The 16,140-nt window shown below is 63.4% G+C and carries 15 protein-coding genes; 4 read left to right on the top strand and 11 right to left on the bottom strand.

Annotated features, from left to right (window positions below):
• Positions 1–23 precede the first annotated feature (23 nt).
• On the bottom strand, positions 24–1,490 hold the full coding sequence (locus ACNHGR_RS07810; protein ID WP_184265688.1) for a porin: 1,467 nt from the start codon (positions 1,488–1,490) through the stop codon (positions 24–26).
• 1 nt (position 1,491) lies between these two features.
• Complete coding sequence (locus ACNHGR_RS07805; RefSeq protein ID WP_475285195.1) at positions 1,492–2,565, bottom strand: ABC transporter substrate-binding protein; 1,074 nt, start codon at positions 2,563–2,565, stop codon at positions 1,492–1,494.
• Positions 2,566–2,675: 110 nt separating this feature from the next.
• Here ACNHGR_RS07805 and ACNHGR_RS07800 point away from each other — a divergent pair, with 110 nt between their 5' ends.
• The 3 genes from ACNHGR_RS07800 (at position 2,676) to ACNHGR_RS07790 (ending at position 5,351) form a co-directional block, all read left to right on the top strand.
• Complete coding sequence (locus ACNHGR_RS07800; RefSeq protein ID WP_184265686.1) at positions 2,676–3,329, top strand: response regulator transcription factor; 654 nt, start codon at positions 2,676–2,678, stop codon at positions 3,327–3,329.
• On the top strand, positions 3,319–4,692 hold the full coding sequence (locus tag ACNHGR_RS07795) for a sensor histidine kinase (protein ID WP_475285193.1): 1,374 nt from the start codon (positions 3,319–3,321) through the stop codon (positions 4,690–4,692). The genes ACNHGR_RS07800 and ACNHGR_RS07795 overlap by 11 nt, the downstream gene beginning before the upstream one ends.
• A gap of 98 nt (positions 4,693–4,790) precedes the next feature.
• A complete protein-coding gene (locus tag ACNHGR_RS07790; protein WP_475285191.1) occupies positions 4,791–5,351 on the top strand; it encodes a YkgJ family cysteine cluster protein in 561 nt (186 codons plus the stop codon).
• A gap of 111 nt (positions 5,352–5,462) precedes the next feature.
• Here the strand turns inward: ACNHGR_RS07790 and ACNHGR_RS07785 are convergent, their stop codons facing one another.
• The 5 genes from ACNHGR_RS07785 to ACNHGR_RS07765 are packed head-to-tail and all read right to left on the bottom strand — an operon-like array spanning position 5,463 to position 9,221.
• Positions 5,463–6,674: an acetyltransferase domain-containing protein gene (locus tag ACNHGR_RS07785; RefSeq protein WP_475285189.1), complete on the bottom strand. Its 1,212-nt coding sequence runs from the start codon at positions 6,672–6,674 to the stop codon at positions 5,463–5,465.
• 37 nt (positions 6,675–6,711) lie between these two features.
• On the bottom strand, positions 6,712–7,323 hold the full coding sequence (locus tag ACNHGR_RS07780; protein WP_475285188.1) for a hypothetical protein: 612 nt from the start codon (positions 7,321–7,323) through the stop codon (positions 6,712–6,714).
• Position 7,324: 1 nt separating this feature from the next.
• On the bottom strand, positions 7,325–8,014 hold the full coding sequence (locus tag ACNHGR_RS07775; protein ID WP_475288359.1) for a HupE/UreJ family protein: 690 nt from the start codon (positions 8,012–8,014) through the stop codon (positions 7,325–7,327).
• A gap of 50 nt (positions 8,015–8,064) precedes the next feature.
• Positions 8,065–8,445: a hypothetical protein gene (locus ACNHGR_RS07770; protein ID WP_475285186.1), complete on the bottom strand. Its 381-nt coding sequence runs from the start codon at positions 8,443–8,445 to the stop codon at positions 8,065–8,067.
• Positions 8,446–8,477: 32 nt separating this feature from the next.
• Entirely contained in the window at positions 8,478–9,221 is a 744-nt protein-coding gene (locus ACNHGR_RS07765) for a DUF4198 domain-containing protein (protein WP_184265665.1), read from the bottom strand.
• Between the two features lie 42 nt (positions 9,222–9,263).
• Between ACNHGR_RS07765 and ACNHGR_RS07760 the strand changes: the two genes are divergently transcribed.
• Positions 9,264–9,422: a hypothetical protein gene (locus ACNHGR_RS07760; RefSeq protein WP_475285184.1), complete on the top strand. Its 159-nt coding sequence runs from the start codon at positions 9,264–9,266 to the stop codon at positions 9,420–9,422.
• A 173-nt stretch (positions 9,423–9,595) separates the two neighbouring features.
• On the opposite strand, the gene ACNHGR_RS07755 is transcribed toward ACNHGR_RS07760, so the two are convergent.
• Genes ACNHGR_RS07755 through ACNHGR_RS07740 form a run of 4 tightly spaced genes read right to left on the bottom strand, consistent with a single transcriptional unit; the run spans position 9,596 to position 15,728 of the window.
• On the bottom strand, positions 9,596–12,826 hold the full coding sequence (locus ACNHGR_RS07755; RefSeq protein WP_475285182.1) for an efflux RND transporter permease subunit: 3,231 nt from the start codon (positions 12,824–12,826) through the stop codon (positions 9,596–9,598).
• A complete protein-coding gene (locus tag ACNHGR_RS07750) occupies positions 12,823–13,977 on the bottom strand; it encodes an efflux RND transporter periplasmic adaptor subunit (RefSeq protein ID WP_475285181.1) in 1,155 nt (384 codons plus the stop codon). Before ACNHGR_RS07750 ends, ACNHGR_RS07755 begins: the two co-directional genes overlap by 4 nt.
• Complete coding sequence (locus ACNHGR_RS07745; RefSeq protein ID WP_475285179.1) at positions 13,974–15,242, bottom strand: TolC family protein; 1,269 nt, start codon at positions 15,240–15,242, stop codon at positions 13,974–13,976. Before ACNHGR_RS07745 ends, ACNHGR_RS07750 begins: the two co-directional genes overlap by 4 nt.
• Positions 15,243–15,299: 57 nt before the next feature.
• On the bottom strand, positions 15,300–15,728 hold the full coding sequence (locus tag ACNHGR_RS07740; protein ID WP_475285177.1) for a hypothetical protein: 429 nt from the start codon (positions 15,726–15,728) through the stop codon (positions 15,300–15,302).
• Positions 15,729–16,140: the final 412 nt, after the last annotated feature.

Raw genomic sequence — 16,140 nt, 5'->3', positions numbered from 1 at the left:
AGAGGCGGGAAGAAGAAGGAGGATCAGAAGGTCACGCCGACGCGTGCGCTGACGGTCTGACCGTCATCGTTGCCGGTGTAGCTGCCCGCGCGATTGTCGGTATGCCACTGGATGCCGTTCAACTGGATGCGGGTGAAGCTGTTGAGATACCAGTTCACGCCGACTGTGGCGGCCCAGCCGTCGCCACCAAGGACGAGGTCGGTATAATCCAGATTTTCATAGCGGGCGGTCAGTTCGATCGCGCCCGAGCCGCCGTCCAGCACCGGATCGATGACGTTGGGTTGGCCGAAACTGCCCAGACGCGGGTTATAGGGGGGCAGTTCCCCGGTCAGGAAGAAGCCGGTCGACAGGCTCCACGCCTTGCTCTCGAAATCGGAACGCCCGCCGGTCAGCCGCGCGACGCGCCGGCCCGCTTCGCCCATCACCCACAGGCCGCCGGTATAGCCGCCCAGTTCAACGCCATAGCCGGTGGTCGACTTGCCACCCAGCAATTCGCCGGACGATACCCGTACCGCGCCGTTGAAGCGGCCGCCGATGACGGTGCTGCGCGTCAGCGTCGTCGCGGCCGAGGACAATGCCTCGTCAAAGCCCCATGCACCGACATGCAGAAGTGAGTTGTCGGTCCTGATCGGGTTCCAATGGGCGCGGAAGGCGGCGGTGCGGCTGTCGTTTGTCGCCTGCTGGCCATCGACCCGGTCGCCGGTCACGCTGACCGAAGCGTGCCAGTTCGGGCCGAACATGCGGCCCATGACGCCGATGCCATAAAAGCCGCGCTGCGGGATGATCGCGGTCGACACCACGCCGCGCTCCAGGAAGGGGGTGGAATCGGAGCCGGTGCTGCCCTCGAACGCCCGGTCGTTGAACAGGTGGCCGACGCGAACGTCATAGTCCACCTTGCTGCTGAGGCGGTTGCGCCAGCCCATGAAGGCGGTGACGATGTCGACTTCATTTTCGGAAAAGTCGGTTTCGAACTGATAGAAGAAATGTGGGCCGACGCCGCCTTCCAGGCCCAGACGCAGCGCGCGCATGCCGGTGGTGGTCGTGTTGCGGCCGTCATATTTCGATCCCATGGTCGAACTGACGTCTACCAGGATGCGGCCGCGCGGCTTGTAGGTGAAGACGCCATCGGCGGAACGGAAGACCGGCAGGCCGGCACCCCATTCGGTCTTGACGCCGACTTCCTTGGCGATGGCGCGGGCCTGCGCCACGTCGATATCGGCGGGACCGGGCGGCACGATCTGCGGCGCGAACGGCGCAACCGTCAGCGGCGGCGTCGCCGCCTGCTGCGCGACCTGTGCCGGTGCGGGCGCTGCTCCGGTAGCAGCCTGTCCCTCAATCTTGTCGAGCCGCGCCTTGAGCGACGCGATTTCGGCGGCCTGCGCCTTCACCAATGCCGCCAGTTCTTCGGCACTCGGGGCCTGCGCAAGCGCGGGGGTGGCGGCGATCAGCGCCAGCACGGCACAACCGCCGCGCAACATCAGGGACGTCATCTTACTTGGCTCCAGAGGCGAGGATCGCGTTCCAGTCGCGCAGGAAGCGCTGCTGTTTCAGGCGATCGAGATTGGCGAGAAGTTGCGGGCCGACGCGCACCGGGCGGGCCTGTGCCGCAGGAAGCCGGCGACCGCGAATGTCGGTGCGGACCGGCCAGAGGCTGTGCTGGGCGAGCAGGGACTGGCCCTGACGCGACAGCAGGAAATCGAGGAACAGTTTCGCGGCGGCGGGATGTCGCGCCTCCCGCGCGATGAAGGCGATACGCGACATCACGATCGTGTAATCCTGCGGGAAAATGACGCCGATGCGCGGGTCGCGGCGCGCGCGTTCCAGCGCATAGGAACCGATGACATTATAGGCGATCGAGAGCTTTCCCTCAGCCACGCCGCGCAGCATCGGTTCGGTGGTGATGGACAGGTGCGGACGGGTCGCCGCCATCGCTTCCACCAGCGACCTTGTGTCGCCGGTGATCGCGAAATCCTGGGTCAGATAGAGGTAGCCGGTGTTCGACCGCGCCGGGTCGAAGGTCGCGACCTTGCCCGTCAGCGCCCGGCGATCCTTGCGCAGCATCGCCTCCAGCGCGGCATGGCTGCGCGGCGGATTGGGTATTGCCTTCTTGTTGTAGGCGTAGGCGATCGGTTCGGCGGTGATGCCAAAGCCCATATTCTTCCACACGGCCGACGGCGGCAGCGCCGGCTTTTCGGGGCTGGCATAGGCCTGGGCGAAACCATCGTTGATGAGTTTTACCTGCTGGTCCATGGCCGATGACCAGACCAGGTCGGCCGACGGCTTGCGGACCCGGGATTCCGCCACGAAGCGACGATACATTTCGTTGGAGCCAAGGTCCGCGTAGCGCACCGTGACGCCCGGATAGCGCCGCTGAAAGGCGAGGATGACCGGCGCCATTTCTGACGTGTCGGCATTGGCGTAGACGATGACCTGCCGTTCCGCCTGCGCGTCCGCGATCAATTGGTCATAGGAGCGCGGATAGCCTGCCGGCCGTTCCGCCACGGCCAGGCTTGCCGGCATCGCCAGACTTGCCAAGATGGAAACTATCTGAATAACCCGTCGCACGAACCCTGCTCCTCGCTTTTCCGTTTCTGTCGCCGGATAAGATGTGAGGCTCAGTTACGAAGCCAAGCTGTCATCAACCTTTCAGCATCGGGTGCCCCATTCGGATTTTGATGATCGAGGACGACGCCGCACTGGCGCGCAGCATTTCCGCCCTGCTTCGCGCGGGGGGGCATGCCGTGGATCATGTCGCGACCGGGGAGGATGCGCTGTCGGTGGTCGGCAGCGAACCCTATGCGCTGGTGATTCTCGATGTCGGCCTGCCCGACATGGACGGCTTTGCCGTTCTGGCGGAGTTGCGGCGGCGGGGCGAGAAGGTTGCGGTGCTGATGCTGACGGCGCGCGATGCGCTGGACGATCGGGTGCGGGGGCTGGACCTTGGCGCCGACGATTATCTGCGCAAGCCCTTCGACCCGGAGGAACTGGAAGCGCGGGTGCGTGCGCTGGGGCGGCGTCGCGGCGGCGATCCGACTCCGGAACTGAGCGTCGGTACGCTCATCATCAATCGCTCCACGGGAACGGCAGAGGTAGCGGGGCGCCCGCTGGATCTGCGTCGCCGCGAACTGGCCGTGCTCGAATCGCTTGCCACCCGCGCCGGTCAGGTGGTGCCGCGGGAATTGCTCATTGGCGAGGTGTTCGGCTTTGACGAACCGGTCGGCGGCAATGCGATCGAGGTGCATGTGACGCGGCTGCGCGGCAAGCTGGCGCCCGATGGCCCCGGCATCCGCACGGTGCGCGGCGTCGGTTACATGCTCGATGCGGGGTAAGTCTCAGGCGATCGCGCTGCGAACCCGACTGCTGGCGGCGATGCTGGGGCCGTTGCTGGGCGCCGCGGCGATCATCGGCGTGGGCGGCGCAACGCTGATTTCCGACGTGGTGCGACGGACCAACGACCGGGTGCTGGGCGGCGCGCTGGGCGCCATTGCCGAAACGGTACAGGTGGAACGGGGGGAGGTGACGCTGGACCTGCCGCCCGCCGCCTTCGGCATGCTGGAGAATAATGAGCGCGACAATGTCTATTATCGCATCGCCGTGGGCCGCGAACTGCTGACCGGCTATGCCGATCTGCCCGCGCCCGATCCGGCGACGATGACCGTCGACCAGCCCCGCTTCCGCTTCGCCCGCTACCGCGATCAGGGCATCCGTATCGCGGAGGTGAAGCGGATGCTTCCGCGCATTGCCCAGCCGGTCATCATCCAGGTTGCCGAGACGCTGGACAATCGCAAGACGCTGGCCGGGCAGTTGATCATCGCCTTGTTGCTGGGAGAAGTGGCGCTGGTCGGCGTCGCGGTGCTGTTGTTGCGGCCGGCGCTTGGCTGGAGCCTGCGGCCACTGGCGCGGTTGCGCCGCACCGTGGAGGCGCGCGACGGCAGCGCGCGGCCTGATTTCTCTCCGCTCGACGCCGGGCCGCTGCCCAACGAATTGCAACCGCTTGCCACCGCCTTCGATCATATGCTGGCGCAGCTCGACACGGCGACTGGAGGCATGCGCCGCTTTACCGCCGACGCCTCGCACCAGATGCGCACGCCGCTGTCGGTGCTGAAGGTGCAGGTCGAACTGGCCCGTCGCGGATCGTCGGCGGCGCTGGACGAGATTGCCGATGCGGTGCAGCGACTGGAACGGCTGGTAACGCAGCTTCTGGCGCTGGCACGAGCCGAGGAAGGGGGCGTGTCCCCGCCACTCGAAGCCGTCGACCTGAAGGAGGTCAGCACCGCCGTTATCGGCCGCCTCATCAATCAGGCGATCCAGGCCGAGGTCGAACTCAATCTCGATGCGGCGGACGGCGAAACCTATCTGGTGCAGGCGCACCGGACCCTGGTGTTCGAAATCATCGCCAATCTGATCGACAACGGCATTCGCTATAATCGACGGGGCGGCGCGGTGACGGTGACGCTGTCGCGTGATTCCGGCCATGTCAGGCTCACCGTCAGCGACGATGGTCCGGGAATCGCGCCCGAATATCAGGACAAGGTGTTCGAGCGCTTTTTCCGCGCCACCGGACCGCAGGGCGCGGAGGGGACAGGGCTGGGCCTTGCCATCGTCCAGTCCGCCGCATCGCGGATGGGCGCAAGCGTCACGATCGGGGATCAGTCTCCGGGGCTGGCCGTTATCGTGCACTTTCCGGTCTGATGTCCCGGAACCTGCCGTGTGGCACGCAGGCTGATCGCTGAATTTCAAGCGTGACACAACTCTTGCATTCCCGAACTGGCCAAGGCACCCCATCTTGCATGCATAGCGAGACTGATCTGGAAACCGTGCTGCTGGGGCCAGTGCTCTCCGATCGGGCCTGCGGCGAATGCACCATGTGCTGTACCATACTCAAGGTCGACACGGCAGATATCCGGAAACCGGCCGGCACGCGCTGCGTCCACCTCGCTGCCCACGGATGCAGCATTCATGCCGATCGCCCGCATATCTGCCGGACATGGTTTTGCGCCTGGCGCAGGGTTGAGGGGCTGCCTGATGAGGCTCGTCCTGACCTGTCCGGTATATTGGTATCGCTCGACTTCGTTCAGGAGCCGCGCAACTGCTTCGAAGGTGTTTCGATCATAGTCCGCATGACCCCAGGCAGCGAGGCGATCGACAATGGCATGGCAGGCACCATTCTCGATACGCTTTGCGATGGGTTGGTGCCGGTATGGTTCACTGACGGATCGAAGAAAATGCTGATGCATCCCGACAATGATGTCGCCCGCTTCGTTCTGTCGGGAGACGCGCCGCCGGCGCATCTGCGCGCGGAAGTGGCGGCATGGCGAGAGCGCTATGCGGTGTTCGCTAACAAGGGGTAATTGGGGTCGGGACCGCTGGCATCTGTGTCTTTGCCCGTGCCTGCCAGTTGGCATGCACGGGCAGCGCACCCCATATGGGCCATCCTTCCGGGGAAAGATGGCCCATGAAAGTCACAGATATTTAAGCCACCATATGTCCTTGCGGCGCTGTTTCAGCCGCGCGAACCAGCGGGTCGGGAAATAGAGGACCGGGATCAGGATGAAGACCCAGATCCATACCCAGCGCAGATGATCGACCCCGAACACTTCGCCCTTGGTTGGGCCGTAGAGCAGCATTGCGATATTGTAGAGCAGCTTGAGCGTGTAGAGGTGCAGGATGTAATAGAACATCGGCGCGCCGCCCAGCATGGCGAGCGTGGGCATGACCTTGCTGTTTTCGAACCGCTCGCACAGCGCCAGCAGCAGGCAGCCTGTGCCCACCGTCAGCATCAGGAAAAGCAGCGAAGGCGGATATTTGGTCAGGGCCAGAAAGCTCATCACCGTGCGGATCGGCGTTTCGGCAATGAACCATGGCTTGTCGCCATAGATGTTGAGCGTGCGGATGAGGACGAAGCCGATCAGCAGGCCAAGGCCCAGCATCGCCAGCCGCCTGATGCGCGGCTTTGGATCGGTGCCGCGCGCGAACCATGGGCCGCAGGCATAGCCCAGCAGGATGACGCCGATCCATGGCAGCACCGGATAGGTCGTCTTGAAGACGATGCCCGCCATCTCGAACTTGTCGCGCTGATGCAGCATCGCCCAGGGAATGAAGAAGGGTGAATCCGGCGTCAGGCGGATCGGATCGAGCAGATTGTGCAGGCAGACGATAGCCAGGCCGAGCGCGAATTGCGCCGGGCGCGGCAGGTGCAGCAGGCCCGCCAGTGCGATCATGCTGATGCCGATCGTGTAAATCACCTGAAACCAGATCGTCGGCGGTGGGAAGACATTCGCCTGTGTCGGCCAAGCGTAGCAGACAATGGTGAATTCCAGGAAGATCAGGAACAGCCCGCGCTTCAGCAGAAATTCCGACACCTGTCCCTTCGTGTGCGACTGGCCGTAGAGCCAGGCGGACAGGCCCGTCAGCGCCACGAAGGTCGGTGCGCAGAAAGTGGAAAGCAGGCGCGTGAAGAACAAGCCGGGATCGGTCGTATGGGCATCGACCGGATCGGTGACCTGCAAATGCAGGAACCATGTTTCGCGCACATGATCGACCAGCATGAACAGCATGACGAGGCCACGCAGCGCGTCGATCGCGATCAATCGCGTGCGTGCCTTCGCCGCTTCGATGGGAGAGGATGAGGCCCGTAGGCCGATGGAGGGCGGCTGCCCCGCGATGCTGTTCATGACCCTGTCTTCCGTTTCTTTATTTAGGCCGTTTCTTTCATTCAGGCTTTGGCTGATAGAGATCCTTGTAGAAGCCGACCGTCTTCACGGTGACGGTGATGGGCGTGTCGCCCTTGTTGCGGAAATACCAGCCATGGATGCCGGCGAAGGGGGCGGTGAAATCGCCCTGGCCGCCGCTGATTTCCTTTTCCTTCCAGTAATCAGTGAAGGCGCCGTCGGTCGCATGTTCGACTTCGCCGTGCATCTCCGCCTTGACCGGAGCGGTGGACTTCCATTCGAAGATGAAGCTGTCGCCGGTCTGCATATGCGCCTTCACTTCCTGTCCGCTGTGCGGGGGCAGGGTGATCGTCATGTCATCCTGACGCCAGGGCGTCGTCTTTGCGATGCTCTCCTTGGTCGGCGTCGCGATGGCACCAGCCGTGGCCGGAGCCGCCGCAGCGGGCGCTTCCTCCGCCGCTTCGCCTGCAACCATGCCGTTAAGGCCCAGTGCCGTGCCGACGCCCGTCGGATCGATGCCATATTCGGCAGGCAGGACGAAGAAGGTCAGGATCGCAACGGCGGCGATCGCGGCCCCGCCCGTCGCCTTGGCGAGCGCAGAGGGCGAAACCTTGATCGAGGTCGGAAGCGAGGAAATGGTCTGCGTGTTCATGTCAGGCACCCTGGGTGAAATAGCCGGCCAACTGGAAGCCGATGAGGACGAAGCCGGCGGTCATGAGCGCGGCATTGGCGAGGATGGCGCTACGGCGAAAGCTGTCGGACAGGCGCCAGATGTTCATCAGCAGCAGGATGATGGTCAGCGCCATGAACTGACCCATCTCGACGCCGATGTTGAAGCTGATGAGGTTGGGGATCAGCCCGTCCTTCGCCAGCGTCAGTTCCTGAATCTTGGTGGCCAGGCCAAAGCCGTGGAAGAAGCCGAAGATCAGCACCGCCGCCTTGGGATTGGGCGATACGCCGAACCAGGTCTTGAACCCGTCCAGATTGTCGATCGCCTTGTACACCACCGACAGGCCGATGATGGCGTCGATGATGAACGGGTTGGCGCGGATGTCGAGCAGCACGCCCAGCAACAGCGTGGTGCTGTGGCCGATGGCGAACAGCGTCACATAGGCGCCGACATCCTTCAGCCGATAGAGGAAGAAGATGACGCCGGCGAGGAACAGCAGATGGTCGTACCCGGTGACCATATGCTTGGCTCCCAGATACATGTAGGGGATGATGTTGACGCCGGATGCGCCTTCGATGAAGGCCTTGTCATTCTCGTTGACGCCATGCGCCCAGAGCGCGCTGCTCATGAACGCAAAGGCCAAGCCCAAGAGCAGCAGCGCGATCCGCCGCATATTCTGGGATTGGAGCGGAGACGGAAACGCGCTGTGCATGCCCTTGCGCCTTACTTGGCCTGGAAGGTCGCGAAGATTTTCGCGCCGCTCTTGTCGACCAGCGCGACGACCAGCTTGGCGCCCTTGGTCGCCTTGAACCCGGCGGCGGTCAGCTTGTTGCCGCCAGCGGCCTTGAGCGCGGCGTCGGTCTTCTTGCCAGCAGCGGTCTGGGTCAGCTTGGCGGTGTAGCCAGCGGCCGCGACCGGCTCATCTTCTTCGCTGAGGTAGACGTCCACGCCTTTAGGGCCGGACACCAGTTCGATCATGGTTTCGCCGGACATCTGCACCATGCCGCCATGCTGCGGCTTCATGCTGCCATGGGCAAAGGCGGTGGCGGGCAGGGCAGCGAGCGCGAGAGCAGCAAGGCCGGTGCGGAAAAGGTCGATTTTCATGATGCGTATCTCCAATGGATTGGTCGAAGGACTTATTCGGGCAGGTGCGGGATCACGAAGGACAGCGAGGCGCGATATTCCTCATGATCGACCTTCTTGTCGGTGGTCTGACCGACATAGATGGCCATCAGCACGTTGATGCCCTGGTTGCGCAGCTTGATGGTGGTGGTGCCGTCGGGTCCGGTCTTGGCAGGGGCCGCTTCGTCCGGATCGTTCACATAATCCTGCATCACGGTCGCGCCCTCGACCGGCTTGCCCTTGTAATAGACGCGCACCTTCATTGGCTCGCCCATCTTCTGCGGGATGTTGAGGTCGGCGGGCACCAACTGGAGCGTGTGACCCTCGATCAGCGGAACCGGCTTGGTCGGCACCTGCGTCAGATGGACGGCATATTTGAAATTATGCTCGGCCAGTGTGGCGTTGGGCACTTCGTCGCGGCCCTTATTGTGCCATTCGCCGTCCGGCGTCTTGCTCCAGTAGCCATAGTCCATGATCGCGGCGACAGCGGCGATCGGCTCATCGCTGTCGACCACCGGGATGGCCCCAGCTTCGCGCAAAGTGACGGTCACCGGTGCCCAGTCGCTGTCGAAGCCCGCGACGGATTTGACCAGCGGCAGACGCTTGACGGCGTCCAGATCGTCGGCGCCCACGCCGTAGATCAGGGCCAATTGGCGCGCGCGCTGGGCGAACCAGATGCCATGGGCGCTGAGCGGAGCGGCCGCCGCGAGCATGACGCTCACACCGACACCTGCGGATAGCAGTCGAACCAACTTCATAAATGCTTCCCTTCCATCATTTTATGCACGAAATTTTATGCCGTGGTTGCGGTGGATGCGCAGGGCAAGCGCCCTCCTTTGCAGGGTCATCACCGCAACATCGTCATCATTCAGATATCGGACGCCGATACCGTTTCCGTCGGCTATCCGCTGGAAATGACCTTAGAATGCCGCGTCCGGCGTGATGTCTCTTTCCAATGACAACAGGCGTATCGGGTCGGCATGACACAGGATTTCATTTCTGTTTCACCAAGCGATAGATTCTGCCGAATATTCACTCGATGCCCTATCTTATCCCATGCTTTCGACTTGGCCCGAATCCGCCGGTTGACTGCGGGAATCACCGGCCTGAAAGGCACCGATCCCCGCATGTTTCAGGCTTCGACCGCTTGCCCGTCGGCCGCCAACCTCCTTTCTTCACGCCATCTTCCAAGCCATGCGGTAACGGCCGGAAGCACTAGCAAAGTGAGCGCAGTCGAGGTGATGAGGCCGCCGATCACCACGGTCGCGAGCGGCCGTTGAACCTCCGCACCGGTGCCGGTTGCCAGCGCCATCGGTACGAAACCAAGGCTGGCAACCAATGCTGTCATCAGCACCGGACGCACCCGTTCCATGGCGCCATCGATGATCGCGGCATCATGGTCCGCACCATCTGCACGATGCTTGGCGATCGCGCTCATCATGACGAGGCCGTTCAGAACCGCGACGCCGGACAGGGCGATGAAGCCCACCGCCGCCGTGATCGAGAAAGGAATGCCGCGCAGCAAAAGTGCAAAAACGCCGCCGGCCAGTGCCATCGGCACCGCGCTGAACACGATCGCCGCCGGCATGAAGCCGCCCAGCGCCATGGTGAGCAGGGCATAGATGGCCACGAAGCAGATCGGCACGACCAGCAACAGGCGCAGTCGCGCTGATTGCAGGCTTTCGAACGTGCCGCCCCATTCGGTATACATGCCCGCCGGCAACGGCATCCTGCCGATTTCCCGCTGCGCTTCCTCGACGAAACCGCCCAGATCGCGGCCGCGCACATTGACCTGAACGACGACCATCCGCTTGCCATTTTCGCGGCTGATCTGGTTCAGGCCCTGTGTGTAGCTGAACCGCGCCACTTCCCGCAGCGGGATGGACCGCGCCACCTGCCCATCGGCGGCAGGCAGCATGACGGGGATGGACCCCAGCGTTTCCAGATCATCGCGCTGCGCATCCGGCAGGCGAACGACGACCGAAAAGCGACGATCGCCCTCGAACAGCAGCCCGGCTTCGCGACCGCCCAATGCCGCGGAAACGGTGTTGGCTACCTCTTCGACAGACAGGCCATACCGCGCGGCCGCCGGCCGATCGATCTTCACGTCGAAGGTCGGGGCGCCATCGGTCTGCTCCGCACTCACATCGCCAGCGCCCGGAATTTTCCGCAGAACGCCGGCGATCTTGCGGGCCTGATCGCTCATCACGTCGAGGTCGTCGCCATAGAGCTTCACCGCCACGTCGGCGCGCACCCCGGCGATCAGTTCGTTGAAGCGCATCTGGATCGGCTGCTGAATTTCGGTGCGATTGCCGATCAACGGCTTCATCCGTTCCTCAATGCGGCGAAGAATATCCTCCTTGGATGTGACGTCCGCAGGCCATTCGCTTTCCGGCTTGGGAATGACATAGGTGTCGGACGAATTTGGCGGCATCGGATCGGTGCCGAGATCGGCATTGCCGTTCTTTGAAAAGACCAGTTCCACTTCCGGCAGCGTCTTGAGCGCATCCTCGATCTGAAGCTGCATCTGGGTCGACTGGTCGATGGAGGCTGATGGCACGCGGAAATTGGTAACCGTGATGTCCTTCTCATCCAGCTGGGGCATGAATTCTTCACCCAGAAGCCCGAAAGCGAAGACGGACGCGACGAACACGCCGGCGCCCGCCGCGATGAAGGGCAGAGGACGGGCTACCGCCTTGTTCAGCAGCGGCGCATATTTGGCCTTGAACCAGCGGATCGGCTTCACTTCCGTTTCGCTGACCCTGCCTGTGACGACGATGGCGATCATTGCCGGCACGAAGGTGATCGACAGGATGAAGGCCGATGCCAGCGCCAGCATCAGCGTGGTCGCCATGGGGGAGAAGGTCTTGCCCTCAACCCCCTGGAACGTCAGCAGCGGCACGAAGACGAGGAAGATGATGAGCTGGCCAAAGACGGTCGGTCGTACCATTTCCTTCGCCGCGTCGATGGTTTCATGCAGCCGCTCATCCAGCGTCAGCAAACGGCCTTCATGTTCCTGCCGCTCGGCAAGGCGCCGCAGCGTATTTTCCACGATGATGACTGCGCCATCGACGATCAGGCCGAAATCCAATGCGCCAAGGCTCATCAGATTGCCCGATACGCCAAGGCCGTTCATGCCGGACGCCGTCATCAACATGGTGATCGGGATCACCGCAGCGGTGATGAGTGCAGCACGGATATTGCCGAGCAGCAGGAACAGTATGACGATGACGAGCAACGCGCCTTCGATCAGGTTTTTCTCGACCGTGGCGATCGTCGCGTTGACCAGCTTCGACCGATTATAGACCGGTTCGGCAAAGACATCCGGCGGCAGCGATTTGTTGATCTCGACCAGTCGATCCGCGACGCGGGTTGCGACAACGCGGCTGTTTTCGCCCACCAGCATCAGGATCGTGGAAATGACCGCTTCGGACCCCATGCGGCTACCCGACCCGGTACGGACCGCGCCGCCAATGACGACATCGCCGACGTCGCGAACGTGCACCGGCACGCCTGCGCGGGTGGCGACGACCGCATCCTGAATATCCTCGATCGACTTCAGCCGCGCGTCGGCGCGAACAAGGAAACTTTCCCCGGCCCGGCGCACATAATTCGATCCGGCCGACAGGTTCGCCCGCTCCAGCGCATCCGCCAGTTCGGTGATCGACAGGCCATAGGCGGCGAGCGCGTTCAGCTTCGGCTCGACCAGATATTGCTTCACATAGCCGCCGTTGGAATCGACTCCCGCCACGCCCAGAACATTGCGCATCTGGGGGCGGATGACCCAGTCCTGGACCGTGCGCAGATAGGCGGCCTTCGCCAGTTCGGTCGTCAGTCGCTCGCCCTCTGGCGTAAGATAACTGCCGTCCGACTGCCAGCCGGGTTTGCCGTCCGCGACTTTCCCGCCCTTGCCGTCGGGGTGACGGAAAGCGACGGAATAGAAGAAGATTTCGCCAAGGCCGGTGCTGAGCGGCGCCAGATTGGGCTGGATACCGGCGGGCAGGCTATCCTTTGCCTGCGCCAGCCGCTCCGTCACCTGTTGCCGCGCGAAATAGACGTCGGTGCTGTCGGTGAAGACCGCCGTCACCTGACTGAAGCCGTTGCGGGAAAAGGACCGGGTCATTTCCAGTCCGGGAATACCGGCCAGCGCCGTTTCCACCGGGAAAGTGACCTGCTTTTCGATGTCGACCGGCCCCAGGGTCGGTGCGAAGGTGCTGATCTGCACCTGCCGGTTGGTGACGTCGGGCACCGCGTCGATTGGCAATTTTGTGATCTGCCAACCGCCAAAGGCGACGACCAGCAGCGTTACAAACGCCACCAGCCATCGCATTCGGACGGATAGTCCAAGGATGCGACCGATCATTCCGCCGACTCCTTCTCCAACTCCGCCTTCAGCAGGAAGGCGTTGGTGGTGGCGATCGACTGGCCTGCCTTCAGGCCTGATGCGATGGCGACCATGCCGCCGCTGCGGCTGGCGACCTGGATGGTCTGCGCCTTGAAGCCTTTGGGCGTGCGCACGAACACCACCGTCCGGTCGCCGACGGTTTGCACGGCATCCTGCGGAACGGTCACGCCGCTCGCGCTTTTGCTGCCGCCGCTGGCGAAGATGCGGGCCTGCACCATCTGGCCCGGTGCGATGACGCTACCGCCGCTTTCGGGCGCTATGATGATGGTGGCCTGCCGGGTCGTCACATCCACGACCCCGGTCGTGGACCGAACACGCCCTTCCAGCACCTGTCCGTCATGGGTGGTCAGTTCCACCCGATCGCCAGCCTTCACCCGGCCGGCGTCGCCAGCGGGCACGCTGGCTTCGATCTGGGTGCGGCGTGGGTCAGCAACGCGAAACAGTTCGGTTTCGGCCTGCACATAGGCGCCAAGGCTGGCGGGAGCGGCGGTGATCCGTCCCGATACGGCGCTGGTCACGGCAACCGAACGGCCATCGCCTGTGACGCGAGCGGCGCGGGCGGCGGCATCCGCCTGCCGCGCCTCGGCCTGTGCAACGGCCAGATTGGCCTGCGCAGTTTCATAGTCGGCGCGGGCGGACACGCCCTGCGCCAGCAGCCCCTTCTCCCGCGCCAGTTGCCTTGCGGCGAGCGTCGCCCGCGCGGCCGCAGCACCACGATCGGCGGCAATCATGGATGCATCGCGGCTTTCGACCAGCGCGATGGTTTCCCCGGCACTGACGGCATCGCCAATCCGCTTGAAGATGCGCGTCACCGTGCCGGGCGCCCGTGCCGTCAGCACCGCTTCCGCGTCGGGTGTTGCTTCCACCGTGGCGCTGGCCAATATGATGCCGTCCAGGCTGCTGCCAGACGCCGACGCGACCGTGATCGCGGAAGATTTGATGCCGTCCGCGTTGATCTCGATTTCATCGCCAACGGGCGCGGCTGCTTCTTCCGCGCTTGCCTCGACAGGGGCAGCAGGCGCCGTCATGCGCGCCACGCCGAAACCCGCAAGGGCTGCGAGGATGAGGCCGACAGCGGCCCCGGCATATAGCTTGTTATCCGATGTCATTGAATCTCTTCCCCCGTAATGGTGCGGCCCGACAGGCGGGCCAGACGCGCGCGCGCGTCGAAGCGGGCGGCTGCGGCATCGAGGACGACGCCCCGTGCCGTGCCAAGTCCGTGGCGTGCGGCCAGCAATTCGATCAGCGGGGACTTGCCCGCTTCATAGGCGATCCGGGCCAGCCGGTAGCTTTCCTCGGCCGTCCTGAGCGTGCGATCCGCCGCAATGGCCCGCGCATCCGCCGCCTCGTTCAGCGCCAGTGATGCCCTGATCTCCGCTTCCGTCTCCAGCAGCAGCGCGGCCTTGCGCGCTTCTGCCCCGCGCAGGTCGGCCTGCGCCGCATCGATATTCCCGCGATTGCGATCGAACAGCGGGAAGGGCAGGCTGATGCCCGCGATCAGCGCATTGGCATTGTCGATTTCCAGGCGCCGCAGGCCCACGGAGACGGTGAGGTCGGGAACCGCCTGACGCTGGGCGAGGGTGACGCGATGCCGCGCGGCTTCGCTGTCGGCCTTGGCAGTCAGGAAAGGCGCGCTGGATTGCGGATCGATCGGGCCATAGCCCGGTCGTGCTTCCAGCCGAGCGAGCAAAGGCTCCGCCAGCCCTGTGAAGGCGGTTGGCTGGCCCGACAAGGCGGAGAGCCGCGCATAGGCGCCCACACGGTCTGCCTTGGCCGTATCCAGCATGGCGCGCATGGCATTGGCTTCGGTTTCGGCCTGGAGGCTGCGCAAACGTGCTTCCTTGCCCGCCTGAACCAGCGCGTGCGCGGCTTTCAGGTCGGCTTCGGCTTCCTCGACCTCGTCCTGCGCCAGATCGATGCGGCGGTCCGCGATTTCCGCTGCCGCATAGGCCCGCGCCAGATCATAGGCGAAGGTCAGTCGGCCCTCCCGCGTTCTGGCCTGCGCTGCCTCGACACCGGCTTCCCCCGCGGCAATGCGCGCGGATCGCTTGCCGCCCAGTTCGATCGGCTGATTGACCTGGAACGTGTTTTCCGACCGGCCAAAGCCGTCATAGGGGCGATCGCCGGCCACATTTTCCGTCATCAGGCTGACGGTCGGGTTCGGCCGCGCATGCGCCTGCTGCGCCAGCCCCGCTGCCCTATCGGCCTCCGCCTGCAATTCGACCCGTCTTGGCGCATGTTCCGTCTCGCGGAAAAGCTGCGCGAAGGGCGGCGCAATCTGCGCGCGCACCGGTGCGACACCTGCCAGCAGGCAGGTCGCCAGCACCATGCCGGACACCGCAACGCGCGGCGCCCAGCCATGAAAGGCTGTCATCCAAATTCCCCTTGTCGCTCAAGATCGCCAGGACGCGCAAAAGCGCGCCACGGACGATCAGGCGCGGGGGGGCCTCAAAAGGGAATCCGGCTTGACGGAGTCGATGTGTTTGGCCGGCGCCATGTCCCAAAGATTGACTGCCGCAAACTGGGTCATGCCCACCACGGGCTGTGCCGGCACATCAACGCCCTGCACGACGGCATGCGCCGCCACATGCACGATGTCACTACTGCCTGCATCATCATCTTCGTCATCATGACTATGATGGCCGCTGGCATGTTCATGATGGTGGCCTGATGCCCGTACATGGTGGTCGAGTCCGGTCGCATGCGCATGTTCGACATCGTCCATATGCGGCAATGCGTCATGCCAGGTTGCCAGCGTCACCATGCTGAACAACGCCAAAATGCCGCAAAGCGCCGTCAGACGCCTCCGCATTTTAAGCGCTGGAATCGCGCGCGATGATGCATGGAACAGTGCCATCATGCCATGAGTATCGCGCAAGCAAGGGCGCGACAAGCCCATCAAGGGAAAAGAGGGCGACACCATGCAGTTAGGCATTTTATGCCTGAAAGCGGGGCTGTATCGGCATAATCCAGGGTCAGGGCCTATCAAATCTCCTTCTGGGCACTGGAGCATCCGGCAAACCCGGGCGGTTCAGTTTTTGGCAAGGACGGGTCGGTTGCACACCGTCGAGGTCACAGTTTCTCGTGAAACTGGCCATCAATTCTAAATTTTTCCTAATGTTCCCATCTGTAATATAACCGTAAATCGCCGCTCCTAGTGCCCCCCGTAAGCAAAAAAGAGCAATCGGGTTGATTTCATCGCTGACGTCGATTTGCAGAAATCGGCAGGACAAGCGCGAATATTCGCTCAGTTGAAATCAAGAATTATTTTG

The sequence above is a fragment of the Sphingobium sp. RS1 genome, from assembly GCF_056156825.1.
This window is presented reverse-complemented; position numbering and strand designations above follow the sequence as displayed.